Origin of the sequence: Streptomyces sp. S186 (assembly GCF_051603415.1) — a bacterium.
GTDB lineage: Bacteria > Actinomycetota > Actinomycetes > Streptomycetales > Streptomycetaceae > Streptomyces.
This window is the reverse complement of sequence record NZ_CP193932.1, coordinates 2881931-2899685: the sequence shown is the minus strand read 5'-3', so window position 1 is coordinate 2899685 and position 17755 is coordinate 2881931. Positions and strand designations below refer to the sequence as shown.

Here is a 17755-nt window from a genome sequence, read left to right as displayed (position 1 = left end):
CACCCCGCGGCGAGCCGGGGGTGCGCGGGCCGGCCGCGCGGCGTCCAGTCGGCCCACCCCTCGGGGCCCGGACGTATCGACGCCGCACCGATGGCGGTGCGGACGTACCGTCGGCAGGTCCTCGGACTCGGGAGCGGGCCGCCGGGCTCGTGGGGACGGCCCGTGGATCACGCTCACACACCGTTGCGGGACAGTTCCGGATTCGCACCGGATTCCCCTGCGGCGACAGCGAGGACGAGCATACATCTTGTGCTGCTCCCCGCGCGCACCCCCACATCTTGTGTCGCCGCCTCATATCATTCCCGCAGGTATGCGCAGCGCGAAGGGCCGCCGCGCCCCGCTGGGGGAGTGCGGCGGCCCTAGGGCGCTTCTGACGGATCTCCGCGGCGTCGCGGCGCCTGGCACGCACTCTCGCGGCGTTGCCGAAATGTCTCCATAGCTCCGCTATGAAGCCATCCCGGCGCCTTGCGAGAGCACGCACCAGGCGCCGCTCCTTCCTCCACCGAGATCCGTCAGAAGCGCCCTAGTCCGCGGGTGATGGAGCGTCAGTGCCCCGCCGGTGCCCCCGTCGTGGCCGGTGACAGGTCGGCGGTGACGCCCTGGTCGCCGAGGTCGGCGGTGTAGTCGTCGGGGGAGGTCTCGTCGGTGCCCTCGGGGGCCTTGAGGGCCTTCAGGACGAGCGTCAGGACGACCGTCACCACGACGTTCAGGACGAACGCGGTGAGGCCGATATAGCCGATCTGCCCGATGCCGGGGATCTCCGCGCTGGAGCCGCCGAAGTGCTGCTGGGTCGGGCCGGCCACCCCGTATGCCGCGAGGGTGCCGTAGACCATGCCGACGGCCCAGCCGGCCAGCAGCGCCCAGCGGTGGAACCAGCGGGTGAACAGGCCGCCGACCAGCGCCGGCATGGTCTGCAGGATCCAGATCCCGCCCAGCAGCTGGAAGTTGATGGCGACGGTCTTGTCCATGGTGAGGACGAAGACCAGCGCACCGACCTTGACCAGGAGGGAGACCAGCTTGGCGACCTTGTGCTCCTGCTCGGGCGTGGCGCCCGGCTTGAGGAGGTCCTTGTAGACGTTCCGGGTGAAGAGGTTGGCGGCGGCGATCGACATGATCGCGGCCGGCACCAGCGCGCCGATGCCGATCGCGGCGAACGCCACCCCCGCGAACCAGCTGGGGAACATGTCCGCGAAGAGCTGCGGGATCGCCAGCTGGGCGTTGCCCCGGGTGTCCGTCCCGGCCTTGAGCGCCATGAAGCCGAGCAGCGCGAGGAGGCCCAGCATCAGGGAATAGAGCGGGAGGATGGTGGTGTTGCGGCGGATGACGTTGCGGCTGCGCGAGGAGAGCGTCGCGGTGATCGAGTGCGGGTACATGAACAGCGCCAGCGCCGAGCCGAGCGCCAGTGTGGCGTACGCCCACTGGGCGTTGGGGCCGCTGGTCAGTTCGCCGCGCGGTTTGCCGGCGATCGGCCCGGGCTGGGCGAGCGCCTTGCCGGCCGCGTGGAAGATCTCGCCGAAGCCGCCCAGCTTGATCGGGATGTAGATGATCGCCACCGCGATGACGAGGTAGATCAGCCCGTCCTTGACGAACGCGATCAGCGCGGGCGCCCGCAGCCCCGAGGAGTAGGTGTACGCGGCCAGCACCGCGAACGCGATCAGCAGCGGCAGGTCCTTGACGAACCAGTTGGCGTGCTCGCCGCCGCCGACGCCCATCACGTCCAGGACGGCCTGGATGCCGACGAGTTGGAGCGCGATGTACGGCATCGTGGCGAGCAGCCCGGTGAGCGCCACCGCCAGCGACAGGCCCTTCGAGCCGAAGCGGCCGCGGACGAAGTCGGAGGTGGTGACGTACCCGTGCCGGTGCGAGACCGACCACAGCCGGGGCAGGAAGGTGAAGATCAGCGGGTAGACCAGGATGGTGTACGGGACGGCGAAGAAGCCGGACGCGCCCGCGGTGTAGATCGCCGCCGGCACCGCCACGAACGTGTACGCGGTGTAGAGGTCGCCGCCGAGCAGGAACCACGTGATCCAGGTGCCGAAGCTGCGCCCGCCCAGGCCCCATTCGTCGAGGTTGGCGGAGTGCTCGGCGCGGCGCCAGCGCGCGGCCAGGAAGCCCATGACCGTGACGGCGAGGAAGAAGAAGACGAAGACGGCGAGGGCCACGCCGTTCACGCCCCGGGAGGCGGCGGCGAGGGTCGTGACGGGGGTCGTCATCGGGCCGCACCGCCCTTGCGGGCGCGCTGCTCACGCTGGACGAGCTTGTAGGCCAGGGTCGTCAGCGCCGTCGAGATCAGCACCCACGCCATCTGGTACCAGTAGAAGAACGGGATCCCGATCAGCGTCGGCTCGATCCGGGCGTAGGAACTCACCCACAGCATCGCGACGAACGGGGCGAGCAGGCACAATCCGGCCACCAACCGTGTCGGGGTGACGACCGGTCTGCGGTCCGGTGATGCGGCGTTCTCAGCCATGACCGTGGCTCCCGTCCCTGGTGAACTCGGTGAATTCCGGTGGGTGATCGGCTGGAAATCTAAGCCAGGGTCGTGGCGCGCGTCACTAGCTGTCCGCATATCGGTACGACACCGTTGCCGTGGGGGAGTTGGGCCGGCCCGGTGCCCGGACGGGACGGGTGCGAGGGTGCGGGCGGCTCAGTCCGCCGGCCGCTGCAGGCGGGCGACGAACTTGTAGCGGTCGCCGCGGTAGACCGAGCGCACCCACTCCACCGGCCGGCCCTGGGCGTCCAGGGAGTGCCGGGAGAGCATCAGCATCGGCAGTCCGACATCGGTGCCCAGCAGCCCGGCCTCGCGCGGGGTGGCCAGCGAGGTCTCGATGGTCTCCTCGGCCTCCGCCGGCCGCACGTCGTAGACCTCGGCCAACGCGGTGTACAGGGAGGTGTACTTGACGAGGTTGCGGCGGAGCGCGGGGAACCGCCGGGCCGACAGATGGGTGGTCTCGATCGCCATCGGCTCGCCGCTGGCCAGCCGCAGCCGCTCGATGCGCAGCACCCGGCCGCCGGCGGCGATGTCCAGCAGCCCGGCCAGCCGGTCGTCGGCGGTGACATAGCCGATGTCCAGCAGCTGGGAGGTCGGCTCCAGGCCCTGGGCCCGCATGTCCTCGGTGTAGGAGGTCAGTTGCAGCGCCTGGGAGACCTTGGGCTTGGCGACGAAGGTGCCCTTGCCCTGGATGCGCTCCAGGCGGCCCTCGACGACCAGTTCCTGAAGAGCCTGGCGGACCGTGGTGCGGGAGGTGTCGAACTCCGCGGCGAGGGTGCGCTCGGGCGGCACCGGGGTGCCCGGCGGCAGGGTCTCGGTGATCTCCAGCAAATGGCGCTTGAGCCGGTAGTACTTGGGCACCCGGGCGGTCCGCGCGCCGCCGCCGCCGTTCTCGGCGCTGTCCGCCTCGGTGTCCATGACCCGCCTCTCCGATGCCTGTCGTGCTGCCGTCACCGGCTCCTCCGTACGTAGCGGCTCACATCGTGGCACGGACGGGATGCCCATGCGCCGGCGCGGGTCCCGGCCCGTCAGATGTCGGTCCGGTAACGGACCTGACAGCGACTCTTATACACCCTTGACACCCCTAAAGGTCTAGGCCAAGCTGCGAGAACTGGTCTAAACCATTAAAGCCAAACCCGTCCTCGAGGGGGAGAGCGCGATGAAGCGTGGGCTCATAGCGGCGACCGCGGTCGCGGGAATGCTGGTGAGTGTCGCTGCCTGTGGGTCGAGCAGCGGAAATGCGGGTGCCGACGGTTTCAAGGGAAAGAAGCTGACCGTCTGGGTGATGTCCGGATCCAATCCGGAACAATGGACCAAGCAGGTCTCCGAGCAATTCGAGAAGAAGACCGGCGCCACCGTTGAATTCAAGGTCCAGCAGTGGAACGGCATTCAGCAGAAACTGAGCACCGCGCTCTCCGAGGACACCCCGCCGGACGTCGTCGAGATCGGCAACACCCAGACCGCCGCCTACGCCAAGGCCGGCGCCCTGGTGGACCTCGGCGACCTGAAGAAGGAGATCGGCGCCGACTGGAACGACGCCTTCAACAAGGCCGCGACGGTGGACGGAAAGCAGTACGCGCTGCCGTGGTTCGCCGGCAACCGCGTGGTGATGTACAACAAGAAGATCTGGGCGAAGGCCGGCCTCACCAAGCCCCCCGCCACCCGCGCCGAACTCTTCCACGACTTCGAGACCATCAAACAGAAGACCGACGCCGAGCCGCTCTACCTGCCCGGGCAGAACTGGTACTTCCTCGACGGCCTGACCATCGGCACCGGCGCCCAACTGGTGAAGAAGGACGGCGACAAGTGGGTCTCCAATTTCGGTGACCCCAAGGTCGCCAAGGCCATGGACATCTACAAGCAGTACCAGGCGTTCAGCAGCGCCCCGAAGAACAAGGACGAGGCCACCCCGCAGCAGGCCGAGATCTTCGCCAAGGGAAAGACCGGCGCCCTGATCGCCATGGGATACGAGGCCGCCACCGCCATCAAGACCAACCCGGCCATCAAGGACGACATCGGCTTCTTCACCATTCCGGGGGAGACCGCCGGAAAGCCCGAGGGTGTCTTCCTCGGCGGCTCCAACTTCGCGGTCGCCGGAATGAGCAAGAACCAGGAACTCGCCAGGGAATTCCTCAAGGTCGCGCTCGCCAAGGACAACGACGCCCAGATGGTCCGGGAAGCCGGCTGGACGCCCAAGTCCCCGGCCCTGGCCGGCGCCGCCAAGGACAGCCCGGCCGCCGCGGCCGCCGCCCCGGCCGCCGAGAAGGCCGGCGGCACCACCCCGCTGATCCCGCAGTGGGCCGCGGTGGAGAACGTGCCCAACCCGATCAAGAACTACATGACCGCGGTCCTGAACGGTAAGGCCCCGGCCGACGCCGCCAAGGACATCGAGTCCGAGATCAACGCCCGGCTCGCCAAGCAGTAGCCGGCCACCGGACGCGTACGGGCCCGGCCGGGCCGCCCCGGCCCCCGCCCGTACGCCCGGCCGCCTCCACCGGCACCACAGGCGCAACCACGGGAACGAGGGGACCACACGCTCATGGCAGTGCAGCTCGACGAAGCGGCGGGGAGGACCGCGCCACGGACCGGCAAGGGCGGCGCGCCGCCCGCCCGGCGCGGCCCCGGCGGCCGGCGGGCCGCCCGCGGCGCGCCCTACCTGCTGCTGCTCCCGGCCCTGCTCGCCACCGCGGTCTTCCTCGGCTGGCCCCTCGTCCGCAACCTGGTGCTCTCCTTCCAGAACCTCAACATGAAGGAGCTGATCCAGCACCTCACCGACTGGCGGGGGCTGGGCAACTACCAGGAGATCCTGGGCAGCGAGCAGTTCTGGCGGGTCACCGTCCGCACCCTCGCCTTCACCGCCGTCAACGTCGTTCTGATCATGGTGCTCGGCACCCTGCTCGGACTGCTGCTGGCCCGGCTCGGCACGAAGATGCGCCTGGTGCTGTCGATGGCGCTGGTGCTGGCCTGGGCGATGCCGTCGATCGCCGCCACCACCGTCTTCCAGTGGCTCTTCGACTCCCGCTACGGCGTCGTCAACTGGCTGCTGGACCACCTCGGTTGGCACTCCATGGCCCGCTACGACTGGGTCGGCACGCAGCTGTCCACCTTCTTCGTCATCACCGTCCTGATCGTCTGGCAGTCGCTCCCCTTCGTGGCCCTCAACCTCTACGCGGCCACCACGACGATCTCCAAGGAGCTCTACGAGGCGGCCCGGATGGACGGCGCCGGCACCTGGAAGATCTTCACCGCCGTCACCTTCCCCTTCCTGCGGCCCTTCTTCATGGCCACGACGTTCCTCGAAGTCATCTGGGTCTTCAAGGCGTTCCCGCAGATCTTCGCCGTCAACCAGGGCGGCCCCGACCGCCTCACCGAGACGCTGCCGATCTACGCCTTCACCGAGGGCGTCGGCAACCTCCACTTCGGGATGGGCGCCGCGATCTCCGTCCTGACCCTCGTCGTGCTGCTCGCCCTCACCGCGTACTACCTGCGCCTGACGCTCAAGCAAGAGGAGGACGCGCTGTGAAGCGCTCACTCGCCGGCCGGATCTGGCCCAACGCGACCGCCGCCGTCCTCGCGCTGCTCTTCGTCTTCCCCGTGTACTGGATGTTCGCCACGGCCTTCAAACCGGCCCGGGACATCCTCAGCGAGGACCCGGTGTGGCTCCCTTTCCACGGCACCCTCGAACACTTCGCGACCGCGGTGAACGCCCCCAACTTCTGGCGACTGGTGGGGAATTCCGTCCTGGTGACCGTGCTCGCCGTCGGACTGTCGCTGGTGATCGCGCTGTGCGGCGCGTTCGCCCTCGCCCGCATGCGGTTCAAGGGCCGCAAGGGCATCCTGCTGACCTTCATGGTCGCCCAGATGGCACCCTGGGAGGTCATGGTCATCTCGATCTATCTGATCGTCCGCGACGCCGACCTGCTCAACAGCCTGCTGCCGCTCACCTTCTTCTACCTGCTGATGGTGCTCCCCTTCACCCTCCTGACGCTGCGCGGCTATGTCGCCGCGGTCCCCAAGGAGCTGGAGGAGTCCGCGATGGTGGACGGCTGCTCGCGCCGCCAGGCGTTCGTCAGGGTCGTCCTGCCGCTGCTGGCCCCCGGCCTGATGGCCACCTCCCTCTTCGGCTTCATCACCGCCTGGAACGAGTTCCCGCTCGTGCTGGTGCTCAACAAGGAACCCGGCACCGGCACCCTGCCGCTGTGGCTCTCGCAGTTCCAGACGCAGTTCGGCGACGACTGGGGCGCCACCATGGCCGCCGCCTCCCTCTTCGCCCTCCCGATCCTCGTCCTCTTCCTGATCCTGCAGCGCAAGGCCGTCGGCGGTCTCACCTCCGGCGCAGTGAAGGGATAGCCCATGGCCACCGTCGTCCGCTCCGCCGACACCCTCACCCGGGACGCGCTCGCCGTCCTCCAGCCCGGCTTCACCGGCACCACCGCACCGGACTGGCTGCTGCGCCGCCTCGACGAGGGCCTGGCGACCGTCGCCCTCTTCGGCCGCAATGTGCACAATCCCGGCCAACTCGCCGCGCTCACCGGGCAGTTGCGCGAGGCCCGCGAGGACCTGCTGATCGCCATCGACGAGGAGGGCGGCGACGTCACCCGCCTCGAAGTGCGCGGCGGCTCCTCCTTCCCCGGCAACCTCGCGCTCGGCGCCGTCGACGACACCGGGCTGACCCGCGACGTCGCCCGCGAACTCGGCCGCCGGCTGGCCGACTGCGGCATCAACGTCAACTGGGCGCCCTCCGCCGACGTCAACTCCAACCCCGCCAACCCCGTCATCGGCGTCCGCTCCTTCGGCGCCGACCCCGGACTCGTCGCCCGGCACACCGCCGCCTACGTCGAGGGGCTGCAGTCCGCCGGCGTCGCCGCCTGCACCAAGCACTTCCCCGGCCACGGCGACACCGCCACCGACTCCCACCACGACCTCCCCCGTATCAACGCCGACCTGACGACTCTTCAGGAACGTGAACTGGTGCCGTTCCGCGCCGCGGTGGCCGCCGGCACCCGCGCCGTGATGAGCGCCCACATCCTGCTGCCCGCCCTGGACGCCGAACGCCCCGCCACGCTCAGCCCGGCCGCCCTGCACGGCCTGCTGCGCGCCCCCGTCACCGAGGGCGGCCTCGGCTTCGACGGCCTGATCGTCACCGACGGCATGGAGATGCGGGCGATCTCCGCCACCTACGGCCTCGCCCGCGGCAGCGTCCTGGCCCTCGCGGCCGGGGCCGACGCGATCTGCGTCGGCGGCGGCCTGGCCGACGAGGACACCGTGCTGAGGCTCCGCGACGCCCTGGTGCACGCCGTCCGGGAGGGCGAACTGCCCGAGGAACGGCTCGCCGACGCCGCGGCCCGCGTCCGCGCCCTGGCGCGGTGGACCCGGAACGCGGCCACGGGGGAGCGGACCGCGCCGGCCCCCGGGATCGGCCTGACCGCCGCCCGCCGCGCCCTCCGCCTGACCTCCACCACCCCGCACGAACCGCTCACCGAACCCGCCTACGTCGCCGCCTTCACCCCCCTCGCCAACATCGCCGTCGGGGACGAGACCCCCTGGGGCGTCGCCGCCGAACTGACCCGGCTCCTCCCCGGCACCCGGACCGCCGCCTACACGGCCGAGGACGCCGAGGCCGGCCCCCGCGCCCTCGTCGACACCCTGCTCACCGCCGCCGGCGACCGCCCCGTCGTGGCCGTCGTCCGCGACCTGCACCGCCACCCGTGGATGGCCGACGCCCTGCACACCCTGCTGGCCGCCCGCCCGCGCACCGCCGTCGTCGAGATGGGCGTCCCCCAGGCCCCGCCCCAGGGCACCCCGCACCTCGCCACCCACGGCGCCGCCCGCGTCTGCGCCCAGGCCGCAGCAGAAGCCCTCACGGGCCAGGCGCCATAGAAGACAACCCCCCTCTGGCACCCCCGGGCGCTTCCCCCGACACCAGACCCCGCCCGGACGGGGCAGCTTTCCGGCCTCGGCTTCCGCCCAGACGGGGCAGTCTTCCGGCCTCGGCTCCTGGCCGTGGCAGAGCGGCCCGCCGACTTCGGCGCTTGGCCCTGGCAGAGCAGCCCTTCGACCTCGGCTCCCCGCCCGGATGGGGCAGCCTTCCGGCCTCGGCTTCCGTCTCGACGGCCCAGCCCTCAACACCAACTCCCTGCCCCGATGGGCCAGTCCTCGACACCAGCTCCCCGCCTGGACGGAGCAGCCCACGACACCAACTCCCCGCCCGAACGGACGGGGCCGGCCCGCAGACGCCGGCTCCTGGCCGTGGCAGAGCAGTCCGCCGACTTCGGCGCCTGGCCCTGGCAGAGCAGACCTCCGACCGCGGCTCCGCGCCCGCGATGGGGCAGCCCTCGAAAGGGAAGGGCAGCCCCCGAGGCGGGCAACCACCCCCTGACGGGCAGCCGTTACGACGGGCCGTGCGTCCGCACCGGCTGCCCCCGACGGGCGGCCGCGCCACGGCTGCGGGGCGCCGCCCGGCGGGGCGGGGCGACCGCGTGGGGCGCGTCGCCCCGCGCCGCGATGCGCCGAGGGCCCGCACCCGCGCCGCTCCCGCCAGGGCCCGGCACCGGTACGGGCCCTCGGGCCGCGGCGTCTCCCGTCAGAGCCCCTGCCACTCCGGCTTGGCGGCGTAGGTCGCGCGGAAGTACTCGGCCAGCTTCAGCTTGGATGCCGCGGCCTCGTCGACGACCACCGTCGCATGCGGGTGGAGCTGCAGCGCCGAGGCCGGGACCAGCGCGGCGACCGGGCCCTCCACGGCCTGGGCCACGGCGTCGGCCTTGCCCTCGCCCGTGGCGAGCAGCACCAGATGGCGGGCCTCCAGGATGGTGCCGATGCCCTGGGTGATGACGTGGTGCGGTACCTCCTCCAGGCTGTCGAAGAAGCGGGCGTTGTCCTCCCGGGTCTGCCGGGTGAGGGTCTTGATGCGCGTCCGCGAAGCCAGCGACGAACAGGGCTCGTTGAAGCCGATGTGCCCGTCGGTGCCGATGCCGAGCAGCTGGAGGTCCACCCCGCCGGCGTCGCGCAGCGCACTGTCGTACGCCTCGCAGGCGGCCTGGACGTCCTCCGCCGTGCCGTCCGGACCCATGAACGCGCTCTCGTCGAGCCCCAGCGGCTCCACCACCTCGCGCAGCACCACCGAGCGATACGACTCGGGGTGCCCGGCGGGCAGGCCCACATACTCGTCGAGCTGGCAGATCCGGGCCCGCGAGGCGTCCACCGCACCGGCCCGGACCTTCGCCGCCAGGGCCTCGTAGACGGGCAGCGGGGTCGAGCCGGTGGCCACGCCGAGCAGCGCCTCGGGCTTACGGCGCACCAGGGTGGCGATGGCCTCCGCGATGAGCTCGCCGCCTGCGGCGGCGTCCGGGACGATGACAACTTCCACGCTTGGCCTGCCGTTCTGAAGAATGGGCTATGTGGTATAGACCAATCTAGCAGAGGCGGGCAAACGCGACCCCGTGGCACCGTTGAACAAAAGCGCACGTTTTCCCCACCGCACCCCGTCGCTCCGATGGCCGGACCGGTGGCCGAGCGCGCCCGGCCCGGACGGCATCCGGCCCGACGGCGCCCGGCCCGGTGCGCGTGCCCACACCGGAACCCGTCGGCGGATGCCGCCCCGTCAGAGCAGCGCGCCGCCGCTGCCGTCTATCCACTGGCCCGTCACCCAGCGGCTGTCGTCCGAGGCGAGGAACGCCACGATGTCGCCGATGTCGGTCGGGTCCGCCACCCGCCCCAGCGGAGAGCGCGCGCCGGTCGCCGTGCGCGCCGCGGCGTTCTCCTCGCCGCGAAGCCAGGCGGCGTTCATGTCGGTGTCGACCGCGCCGGGGGCCACGGTGTTGACCGTGATGCCGCGGGGGCCGAGCTCCAGTGCCAGCGAACGGGTCAGCACGTCGACCCCGCCCTTGGACATCGCATAGGCGAGCAGATCGGACTTGGCGGCGGTCTGCGTCAGCCCGGTGGAGACATTGACGATCCGTCCGCCGTCCCGCAGCCGGGACAGCCCCTTCTGGATCACGAAGAACGGCGCGGTGGCGTTGACCGCGAAGAGGTGCTCGAGGTCGTCGCGCGTGATCTCGTCGAAGGGGCGCAACGTGCCGTCCAGCGCCTTGTTGATCCCGGCGTTGTTCACCACGATGTCCACTCCGTCGGCCCGTTCGTCGAACGCGGCCCACAGCGTCTCGGCGTCCCCGGGCACCCCCAGCTCCGCACGCAGTGCGAACGCCTCGCCGCCCGCCGCCTCGATCGCCGCGACCGTCTCCTTCGCGGCCGTCGCATCGCTCCCGTAGTGCACGCCGACCCGTGCGCCGTCCCGCCCCAGCCGCTCCGAGATCGCCCGGCCGATTCCCCGGCCGCCGCCCGTCACCAGTGCCGTCCTGCCGCTCAGTGCACCCATCGCGCACCCTCCCCTTCGTCTCCGCGCCCGTGCGTCCGATCCGCACGCGCGCCCGGTCGTCCGGCGAGCCATTTCTGTAGTGCTCGCTAAATAAAACCGTAGCACGCGTTTCTTATCGACCGCTATAGAATTCACTCCATGGTGGCCAAGGAGACCAAGCAGCGCGGCCGGCCCCGGTCGTTCGACCGGGAGACGGCCCTGGAGAAGGCGATCCGCTCTTTCTGGGAGCACGGCTACGAATCCACGTCCATCGCCGACCTCACCCGCGAGATGGGGATCAGCGCCCCCAGCCTCTACGCCGCCTTCGGCGACAAGCGGGCGCTGTTCGACGAGGCGATCGCCGTGTACGGACGGCTCTACGGCGGCTTCGTCTCCCGCGCGCTGGCCGAGGAACCGACCGCCCGCCGCGGCGTCGAGCGGGCCCTGCGCGAGGCCGCGGCCGAGTACACCGTCCCCGACCGCCCGCGCGGCTGCATGGTCATCAGCGCCGCACTCAACACCGCGCCGGCCTCCGCCGAGGTCGCCGCGTCCCTGCGGGAGAAGCGGCAGGCCAACGTCCGGGAGATCGCGCGGGCGGTCCGCGCCGACATCGCCGCCGGCCGGCTTCCCGCCGACACGGACGCCACGGCGCTCGCCGAGTACGTCAGCACGATCCTCGCGGGGATGTCGCAGTCCGCCCGGGACGGCACGGACCGCGCGACGCTGGAGGCGGTCGCCGAACTGGCGATGCACGCCTGGCCGTCCGAGAAGGAGCGGGGCCGGCCCCTGTCGTCAAACTCCTGACGACGGCACCTGGATGAAGGAGTCCTCCGCGAGATCCAGGGCATCGGCCCCGCAGGGAAAGCCCCCGAAAACACCCGCCCCGGAAACACCCGCGGGCCGCGGCGCCGGGACAGGACCCTCAACCTGTCCGGCACCGCAGCCCGGAGCTGACATCGGCCGACCCCGTACTACGGGCGGGAGGTGCCCCCTGTGCGGTCGGGGGCACGGCCCCGTCCCGGGACCGGTCGATCGGAGGCCCGGGCGCAGTCAGGGCAGAGAGCGCCGTGGGCCTCGATCCGCCCTCCTGTGCGGGGAGAGCGGAGGCTTCCGTTCTCCGGTTTTCCCGGAGTGTGCCGCACCGCACATTCTGGACTGGACCATTCTTCTCTGTCCATGGCCGTGCAGGCACAAGACATACCGTACGCCGGTAGGCTCCGAGGTGTGCCCTCGATGAACGATCTCGTACGCCAGCACACCGCCCTGAGCGACTCCGACCTGGAGTGGCTCCACCTGCTGGTCTCGGAATGGCAGCTGCTCTCCGACCTCTCCTTCGCCGACCTCGTCCTGTGGGTCCCCACCCTCGACGGCACCCGTTACGTGTCGGTCGCCCAGATGCGGCCCAACACCGGACCGACCTCCTACCAGGACGACATGGTCGGCCACCTCGTCCCCCGGGGCCGCCGCCCGATGCTGGACTCCGCCCTGGACGAGGGCCGTATCGTGCGCGAGGGCGACCCGGAGTGGCGCGAGGAGGTGCCGGTGCGGGTCGAGTCCATCCCGGTGCGCCGCGAGGGCCGGGTGCTCGGGGTGATCGCCCGCAACACCAATCTGCTGACCGTGCGGACCCCCAGCCGGCTGGAGCTCACCTACCTCCAGAGCGCCTCCGATCTGGCCCAGATGATCGCCGCCGGAACGTTTCCCTTCCCCGGCCAGCAAGTCGACATGGACGCCTCGCCGCGCGCCGGCGACGGTCTGATCCGGCTCGACGCCGACGGCGTGGTCCAGTACGCCAGCCCCAACGCGCTCTCCGCCTACCACCGCCTCGGCCTTGCCGCCGACCTCGTCGGCCACCACCTCGGCCAGGCCACCGCCGAACTTGCCCCGGCCCGTGGCCCGGTGGACGAGGCACTGGTCAAACTGGCCAGCGGCTGGGCCCCGCGGGAATTCGAGGTCGAGGGAAACGACGGGGTGATCCAATTGCGGGCCATCCCCCTCAAACCCAAGGGCACGCATATCGGTTCGCTGGTTCTGCTGCGCGATGTGACCGAACTACGGCGCCGCGAACGGGAACTGATCACCAAGGACGCCACCATCCGGGAAATCCACCACCGGGTGAAGAACAATCTCCAGACCGTCGCCGCCCTGTTGCGGCTGCAGTCCCGCCGGATGGAATCCGCGCGGGGCCGCGAGGCACTCGACGAGGCCGTGCGCCGGGTCGGCTCGATCGCGATCGTGCACGAGACGCTCTCCCAGACGCTCGACGAACGCGTGGAGTTCGACGAGATCGCCGACCGGGTGCTGGCCATGGTCGCGGAGATCGCTCCGGGCAAGGTGACCCCCCGCCGCACCGGACGCTTCGGCATCCTGGACGCCGAGGTGGCCACCCCGCTGTCGATGGTGCTCACGGAGGTGCTGCAGAACGCCCTGGAGCACGCCTTCGACCAGGAGCAGCACGGCACGGTCGAGGTCGCCGCGGTCCGCGGCGGCAGCCGCAGCGAGCCCCGGCTGCTGGTCACCGTCCAGGACAACGGCCGCGGCCTGCCCGAGGGTTTCGACCCGCACCGCGCCGGAAACCTGGGCCTGCAGATCGTACGGACCCTGGTGGAAGGGGAGTTGGGCGGCACGTTCGACATGGTCCGCCGCCCCGAGAACGGCACCCAGGTGCTCCTCGACATCCCCGTACGCGCCGAGAAGCAGCAGAAGCAGCACTAGGTGAAGCAGCGCTAGGTCCTGTCGTCAGGACACCGGGCCGCTCCGCCGGACGGGACCCGGGCGGGCCGGCTCCCCGCCGGGCGGGAATCGGCCCCGGACAGCAACAAGCCCCGGATCTGTTTCGGTCCGGGGCTCAAAGCTATTGCGATGCGATGACGACCGGGTCTCAGCTCCGGGCAGGCATCGAAGGTACTGCGCGCTGCGGCTCTCGGGGGCCACGGGGTGGCTGGCTCAGGCGCTGGCGTTGCGCGCCCGGTTGCGAGCTGCACGGCGCTTCATGGCGCGGCGCTCGTCCTCGCTCAGACCACCCCAGACGCCCGAGTCCTGGCCGGACTCGAGCGCCCACTGCAGGCACTGCTCCATGACGGGGCAGCGGCGGCAGACGGCCTTGGCTTCCTCGATCTGCAGCAGCGCGGGACCGGTGTTGCCGATGGGGAAGAAGAGCTCGGGGTCTTCTTCGCGGCAAACGGCGCGGTGACGCCAGTCCATGGCTGCTCCATCTCCTCGTGTGACGGGAACGTGCTTGTGAATGTGAACGCTTTCACGAATCCCTCCACAAGGGAAGGGCCGAAAGCCAGTCAAGGACTGGTGCGGTCCTGTGGGATGAGGAGGAGGATTCGGGCTCTCAAGGGGGCCGGTAGAGCGGCCGTCCCGATCGCCATGAAGAGACTCGCAAACCTCGGCGGCGGATACAACCCCTTCCGGAAACTTTTTTTTGATTCCTTGGTGTCGCCTAGCTCACAGCCGTCATTCCAGGGGGTGGAAGCCAGCCTAAACGTTCGAGTGAAAGGACTTTAGGCCCTACTGCTCACACAATCACACGCAGTGCACGGCGTACGCCTGTGAACGTCACACTCGTCCGCAGCCCCAGATGGTCACCGTCCATCTGAAACGGCAGCGGAACCTGCGAATGCAAGGTGAAGTCGGTGAGGTCGTGGAGGGAGACGACGTGCTTGCCCCGTGGGCCGCGCTCCGGCGTGGACGCGAGGAGCTGGGAGGCGTAACGGGTCACCGCCGGCACCGAGAACTTGTCCAGCGCGAAGAGGTCCAGCGCGGTGTCGAAGGACGCCTCGGGGGAGGGGTAGATCGGGCGGTTGCCCAGGTAGGACCAGGGAGCGGTGTTGCAGATTATGGACATCGTGAGGTTCTCGACGACCTCTGTGGTGCCCGGCTCCGCGCCCGGTCGTTCGAGCGTGATGGTGCCCCGGCGGCGGTTGGCCTCGCCGAGGAACTGCCGGACGACCTGGCGCACGTACAGGGAGTGCGTGGACCGCTTGCCGCGTTCGCGCTGCTGCTCGACCCGGCCGACCACGCCCGCGTCGAAGCCGAAGCCGGCGCAGAAGGTGAACCACCGGGACGGCACCCCCTCGTCGGGGCTGCCCGGGGTGCCCGAGGCCAGGCCCAGGCCGACGGTGCGCTCGCTGCGGTCGCGCAGCGCGTCCAGCAGGGCGCCGGTGGCCTCCACGACGTCGTTGGGCAGACCGAGGGCGCGGGCGAAGACGTTGGTGGAGCCGCCGGGGACCACGGCGAGCCGGGGGTGCGACTCGGGGTCGGGGCCGGTCGACAGCAGGCCGTTGACGACCTCGTTGACCGTGCCGTCGCCGCCGAGCGCCACCACCAGGTCGGTCTGCCCGCCCTCGGCGGCCTCCCGGGCCAGGTCGCGGGCGTGCCCGCGGTACCGCGTCTCGGCGACCTCCAGCTTGAGGTCGCTGGCCAGTGCGTGGGCGAGTACTTCACGGGTACGGGCACTCGTGGTGGTGGCAGCGGGATTGACCACGAGAAGTGCGCGCATGTGCAGCAGCGTACCTACCTGCCGGTACCGCCCTCACTTCTGTCCAGGGTCCGGGCGCGACCGGCGCGCGGGGCCCGGCGCTACCCTGCTGGGGTGACCAGTCAGCAGAAGCAGTCCCCGAAGCGAGCCGCCGGCGCCCTGGCGGTGTCCGAGCCGGCCGGCCCGCGGCCCGCCCGGCTGAGCGCCGCCGCGGCGCTCACCGCCGTCGAGGGGCTGGCGCTGGCCGCCCTCGGCGCGTACATGCTGATCAACGGCCTGGTCGGGGCGCCGGACAGTCCGCAGCAGGCGGAGATGGGCGGGGTGACGATCCTGGCGCTGGCGGTGCTGCCGCTGGTCGCCGCGCGGGGGCTGTGGCTGCGCCGGCGGTGGAGCCGGGGGCCGTCGCTGATCACCCAGATCGTGGCGCTGCCGGTCGCCTGGACGCTCGTCAAGGGCGGCGGCGCGCTGATCGCCGCCGGGGCCGCGCTGGCGGTGGCGGCGGTGGTCGTGCTCGTCCTGCTGGTCAACCCGACGGCGACGACGGCGCTCGGCATCGGGCCGCGCGAGACGCCGTAGGACCGGGACGCCGTAGGACGCGGGGCGGCGGGCGGGGAGGCCCGTAGGGGAGGGGCGAACGGATCCCGTAGGGGATGCGAGCGCCCCCTCGCGGGGCCTCAACGGGGGCGGGCGGCGGGATATTCCGAGGAGCGGGGCAGGCGATGCCCACGGGGTGACGCGGAGAGAGCTCCCGCGAGGTGGGGCGGAGAGGGCTTTCGAAGGGTGGCGCGGAGAGAGCTTCCGCGGGGTGGGGCGGAGAGGGGTCCCGCGTCCCGAAGGGGAGGGGGAAGCTGCGCCCCACCGGGGTGGGTTACTCCTCCACGAGGAGTTTGTCGCGGAGTTGGGCCAGGGTGCGGGCCAGCAGGCGGGAGACGTGCATCTGGGAGATGCCGACCTCCTGGGCGATCTGCGACTGGGTCATGTTGCCGAAGAACCGCAGCAGCAGGATCTTCTTCTCGCGCGGCGGGAGGTCCTCCAGCAGCGGCTTGAGGGACTCGCGGTACTCCACGCCCTCCAGCGCCTCGTCCTCCGCGCCGAGGGTGTCGGCGACCGCCGGGGACTCGTCGTCGGTGTCCGGGACGTCGAGCGAGAGGGTGCTGTAGGCGTTCGCCGACTCCAGGCCCTCCAGCACCTCCTCCTCGGAGATGCCCAGGTGCTCGGCCAGCTCGTGGACCGTGGGCGCCCGGCCGTGCCGCTGGGACAGCTCGGCGGTCGCGGTGGTCAGCGACAGCCGCAGCTCCTGGAGGCGGCGCGGGACCCGGACCGCCCAGCCCTTGTCGCGGAAGTGCCGCTTGATCTCGCCGACGACGGTGGGCGTGGCGTAGGTGGAGAACTCCACGCCGCGCTCCGGGTCGAAGCGGTCGACCGACTTGATCAGGCCGATCGTGGCGACCTGGGTCAGGTCGTCGAGCGGTTCGCCGCGGTTGCGGAAGCGGCGGGCCAGGTGCTCGACCAGCGGCAGGTGCATGCGGACGAGGGTGTTGCGCAGCTCGGCGCGCTCCGGGGAACCGTCGGGGAGCTTGCGCAGCTCGTAGAACATCGCCCGGGCGCCGCCGCGGTCGTGCGGATCCTCCGGCGCCGGGGAGTGCCGCTCCTCGGGCCGGTCGCCGGCAGCCGGCGGAACCTGCCGGTCCGCCTGCCGGCCCTGCTGCTCGCTCTGCTCCATGTGGTCCGCCCGCTCTGCCTGCTCCGCCGCGTCCAACCGGCCGCCGTGGTCGTCCGCGCCCGTCGGGTGCGGCTGGGCATGCTGCCCGGGGATGACCGCGCCCGCCGCCATCCTCGCGCCGCGTTCGAGATCTTTCACGGGGCCCCCTGTTCGGTCATGACGGTCCGGGACCGGCGCCGCGCTCCTTGTACAGACTGATGGTGACCGTGCGGTCCTCGGCGACGCTGGAGTCGACCTTGCCGGCCAGTGCCGAGAGCACCGTCCAGGCGAAGGTGTCGCGCTCCGGAGCGCGGCCGTCGGTCGTCGGGGCCGACACCGTCACCTGCAGCGCGTCGTCGATGAGCCGGAAGACGCAGCTGAGGACGCTGCCGGGGACGGCCTGTTGCAGCAGGATCGCGCAGGCTTCGTCGACCGCGATGCGCAGATCCTCGATTTCGTCGAGGGTGAAGTCCAAGCGGGCTGCGAGACCGGCGGTGGCCGTACGCAGCACGGACAGGTAGGCACCCGCAGCGGGCAGACGGACTTCGACGAAGTCCTGAGTCCCGGGCTCGCCTGCGATCTGGGACACCCTCACCTCCAAGGTGGCACAAGCTGGTAGAGCTGGAATGCGTGTCGAAGCTCTTGGGCTTCGGATACTTCACGTACTTCGGGTGTCCGTGCCGGGCGGTTCTCCCGCGGGGTGCGAGGCGAACGATCCGGCGC

General features: G+C 71.1%; 16 protein-coding genes and 1 riboswitch. Of the genes, 7 read left to right on the top strand and 9 right to left on the bottom strand.

Going from position 1 to position 17755, the window contains the following annotated elements; translation table 11 throughout:
* Window positions 1-114 precede the first annotated feature (114 nt).
* A riboswitch (cobalamin riboswitch) is annotated at window positions 115-246 on the bottom strand.
* A 299-nt stretch (window positions 247-545) separates the two neighbouring features.
* From mctP to ACRAS8_RS11955, 3 genes are all read right to left on the bottom strand, one after another.
* On the bottom strand, window positions 546-2213 hold the full coding sequence (gene mctP, locus ACRAS8_RS11965) for a monocarboxylate uptake permease MctP (protein ID WP_438485913.1): 1668 nt from the start codon (window positions 2211-2213) through the stop codon (window positions 546-548).
* On the bottom strand, window positions 2210-2470 hold the full coding sequence (locus tag ACRAS8_RS11960) for a DUF3311 domain-containing protein (protein WP_438485912.1): 261 nt from the start codon (window positions 2468-2470) through the stop codon (window positions 2210-2212). Before ACRAS8_RS11960 ends, mctP begins: the two co-directional genes overlap by 4 nt.
* A 177-nt stretch (window positions 2471-2647) precedes the next feature.
* On the bottom strand, window positions 2648-3409 hold the full coding sequence (locus ACRAS8_RS11955; protein ID WP_438490436.1) for a GntR family transcriptional regulator: 762 nt from the start codon (window positions 3407-3409) through the stop codon (window positions 2648-2650).
* A gap of 241 nt (window positions 3410-3650) precedes the next feature.
* Here ACRAS8_RS11955 and ACRAS8_RS11950 point away from each other — a divergent pair, with 241 nt between their 5' ends.
* From ACRAS8_RS11950 to ACRAS8_RS11935, 4 genes are all read left to right on the top strand, one after another.
* A complete protein-coding gene (locus tag ACRAS8_RS11950; RefSeq protein ID WP_438485911.1) occupies window positions 3651-4916 on the top strand; it encodes an extracellular solute-binding protein in 1266 nt (421 codons plus the stop codon).
* Window positions 4917-5030: 114 nt separating this feature from the next.
* Window positions 5031-6014 (top strand): carbohydrate ABC transporter permease, encoded by a 984-nt coding sequence (locus tag ACRAS8_RS11945; RefSeq protein WP_438485910.1) that lies wholly within the window; start codon window positions 5031-5033, stop codon window positions 6012-6014.
* Window positions 6011-6841 (top strand): carbohydrate ABC transporter permease, encoded by an 831-nt coding sequence (locus ACRAS8_RS11940; protein ID WP_438485909.1) that lies wholly within the window; start codon window positions 6011-6013, stop codon window positions 6839-6841. The genes ACRAS8_RS11945 and ACRAS8_RS11940 overlap by 4 nt, the downstream gene beginning before the upstream one ends.
* A 3-nt stretch (window positions 6842-6844) precedes the next feature.
* Window positions 6845-8371 (top strand): glycoside hydrolase family 3 protein, encoded by a 1527-nt coding sequence (locus ACRAS8_RS11935; protein ID WP_438485908.1) that lies wholly within the window; start codon window positions 6845-6847, stop codon window positions 8369-8371.
* Window positions 8372-9074: 703 nt separating this feature from the next.
* Here ACRAS8_RS11935 and nagB read toward each other — a convergent pair.
* Window positions 9075-9857, bottom strand: a complete 783-nt coding sequence (gene nagB, locus ACRAS8_RS11930; protein WP_438485907.1) for a glucosamine-6-phosphate deaminase — start codon at window positions 9855-9857, stop codon at window positions 9075-9077.
* A gap of 234 nt (window positions 9858-10091) precedes the next feature.
* A complete protein-coding gene (locus ACRAS8_RS11925) occupies window positions 10092-10865 on the bottom strand; it encodes an SDR family oxidoreductase (RefSeq protein WP_438485906.1) in 774 nt (257 codons plus the stop codon).
* Window positions 10866-11003: 138 nt separating this feature from the next.
* Between ACRAS8_RS11925 and ACRAS8_RS11920 the strand changes: the two genes are divergently transcribed.
* Entirely contained in the window at window positions 11004-11648 is a 645-nt protein-coding gene (locus tag ACRAS8_RS11920; RefSeq protein WP_438485905.1) for a TetR/AcrR family transcriptional regulator, read from the top strand.
* A 429-nt stretch (window positions 11649-12077) separates the two neighbouring features.
* Complete coding sequence (locus ACRAS8_RS11915) at window positions 12078-13559, top strand: sensor histidine kinase (protein ID WP_438485904.1); 1482 nt, start codon at window positions 12078-12080, stop codon at window positions 13557-13559.
* Window positions 13560-13790: 231 nt separating this feature from the next.
* Here ACRAS8_RS11915 and ACRAS8_RS11910 read toward each other — a convergent pair whose 3' ends face one another.
* The gene (locus tag ACRAS8_RS11910) at window positions 13791-14048 is read right to left on the bottom strand and encodes a WhiB family transcriptional regulator (RefSeq protein ID WP_003983230.1); all 258 of its coding nucleotides are present in this window, start codon (window positions 14046-14048) and stop codon (window positions 13791-13793) included.
* A gap of 319 nt (window positions 14049-14367) precedes the next feature.
* A complete protein-coding gene (locus ACRAS8_RS11905; RefSeq protein WP_438485903.1) occupies window positions 14368-15351 on the bottom strand; it encodes a diacylglycerol/lipid kinase family protein in 984 nt (327 codons plus the stop codon).
* A gap of 93 nt (window positions 15352-15444) precedes the next feature.
* Here ACRAS8_RS11905 and ACRAS8_RS11900 point away from each other — a divergent pair, with 93 nt between their 5' ends.
* Window positions 15445-15906: a hypothetical protein gene (locus ACRAS8_RS11900; RefSeq protein WP_438485902.1), complete on the top strand. Its 462-nt coding sequence runs from the start codon at window positions 15445-15447 to the stop codon at window positions 15904-15906.
* Window positions 15907-16198: 292 nt separating this feature from the next.
* Here ACRAS8_RS11900 and ACRAS8_RS11895 read toward each other — a convergent pair whose 3' ends face one another.
* Window positions 16199-17164 carry an RNA polymerase sigma factor SigF gene (locus ACRAS8_RS11895; RefSeq protein WP_438490435.1) on the bottom strand — a complete coding sequence of 322 codons (966 nt, stop codon included), beginning with the start codon at window positions 17162-17164 and terminating at the stop codon, window positions 16199-16201.
* A gap of 43 nt (window positions 17165-17207) precedes the next feature.
* Window positions 17208-17621, bottom strand: a complete 414-nt coding sequence (locus ACRAS8_RS11890; RefSeq protein ID WP_018536172.1) for an anti-sigma regulatory factor — start codon at window positions 17619-17621, stop codon at window positions 17208-17210.
* Window positions 17622-17755: the final 134 nt, after the last annotated feature.

What these genes read in the sequence shown, in the direction of transcription:
- ACRAS8_RS11905 (WP_438485903.1), bottom strand. Translation starts at nt 15,351, where the DNA reads ATGCGCGCACTTCTCGTGGTCAATCCCGCTGCCACCACCACGAGTGCC.
- ACRAS8_RS11915 (WP_438485904.1), top strand. Translation starts at nt 12,078, where the DNA reads ATGAACGATCTCGTACGCCAGCACACCGCCCTGAGCGACTCCGACCTG.
- ACRAS8_RS11910 (WP_003983230.1), bottom strand. Translation starts at nt 14,048, where the DNA reads ATGGACTGGCGTCACCGCGCCGTTTGCCGCGAAGAAGACCCCGAGCTC.
- ACRAS8_RS11945 (WP_438485910.1), top strand. Translation starts at nt 5,031, where the DNA reads ATGGCAGTGCAGCTCGACGAAGCGGCGGGGAGGACCGCGCCACGGACC.
- ACRAS8_RS11955 (WP_438490436.1), bottom strand. Translation starts at nt 3,409, where the DNA reads ATGGACACCGAGGCGGACAGCGCCGAGAACGGCGGCGGCGGCGCGCGG.
- ACRAS8_RS11925 (WP_438485906.1), bottom strand. Translation starts at nt 10,865, where the DNA reads ATGGGTGCACTGAGCGGCAGGACGGCACTGGTGACGGGCGGCGGCCGG.
- mctP (WP_438485913.1), bottom strand. Translation starts at nt 2,213, where the DNA reads ATGACGACCCCCGTCACGACCCTCGCCGCCGCCTCCCGGGGCGTGAAC.
- ACRAS8_RS11935 (WP_438485908.1), top strand. Translation starts at nt 6,845, where the DNA reads ATGGCCACCGTCGTCCGCTCCGCCGACACCCTCACCCGGGACGCGCTC.
- ACRAS8_RS11920 (WP_438485905.1), top strand. Translation starts at nt 11,004, where the DNA reads ATGGTGGCCAAGGAGACCAAGCAGCGCGGCCGGCCCCGGTCGTTCGAC.
- ACRAS8_RS11895 (WP_438490435.1), bottom strand. Translation starts at nt 17,164, where the DNA reads ATGGCGGCGGGCGCGGTCATCCCCGGGCAGCATGCCCAGCCGCACCCG.
- ACRAS8_RS11960 (WP_438485912.1), bottom strand. Translation starts at nt 2,470, where the DNA reads ATGGCTGAGAACGCCGCATCACCGGACCGCAGACCGGTCGTCACCCCG.
- ACRAS8_RS11950 (WP_438485911.1), top strand. Translation starts at nt 3,651, where the DNA reads ATGAAGCGTGGGCTCATAGCGGCGACCGCGGTCGCGGGAATGCTGGTG.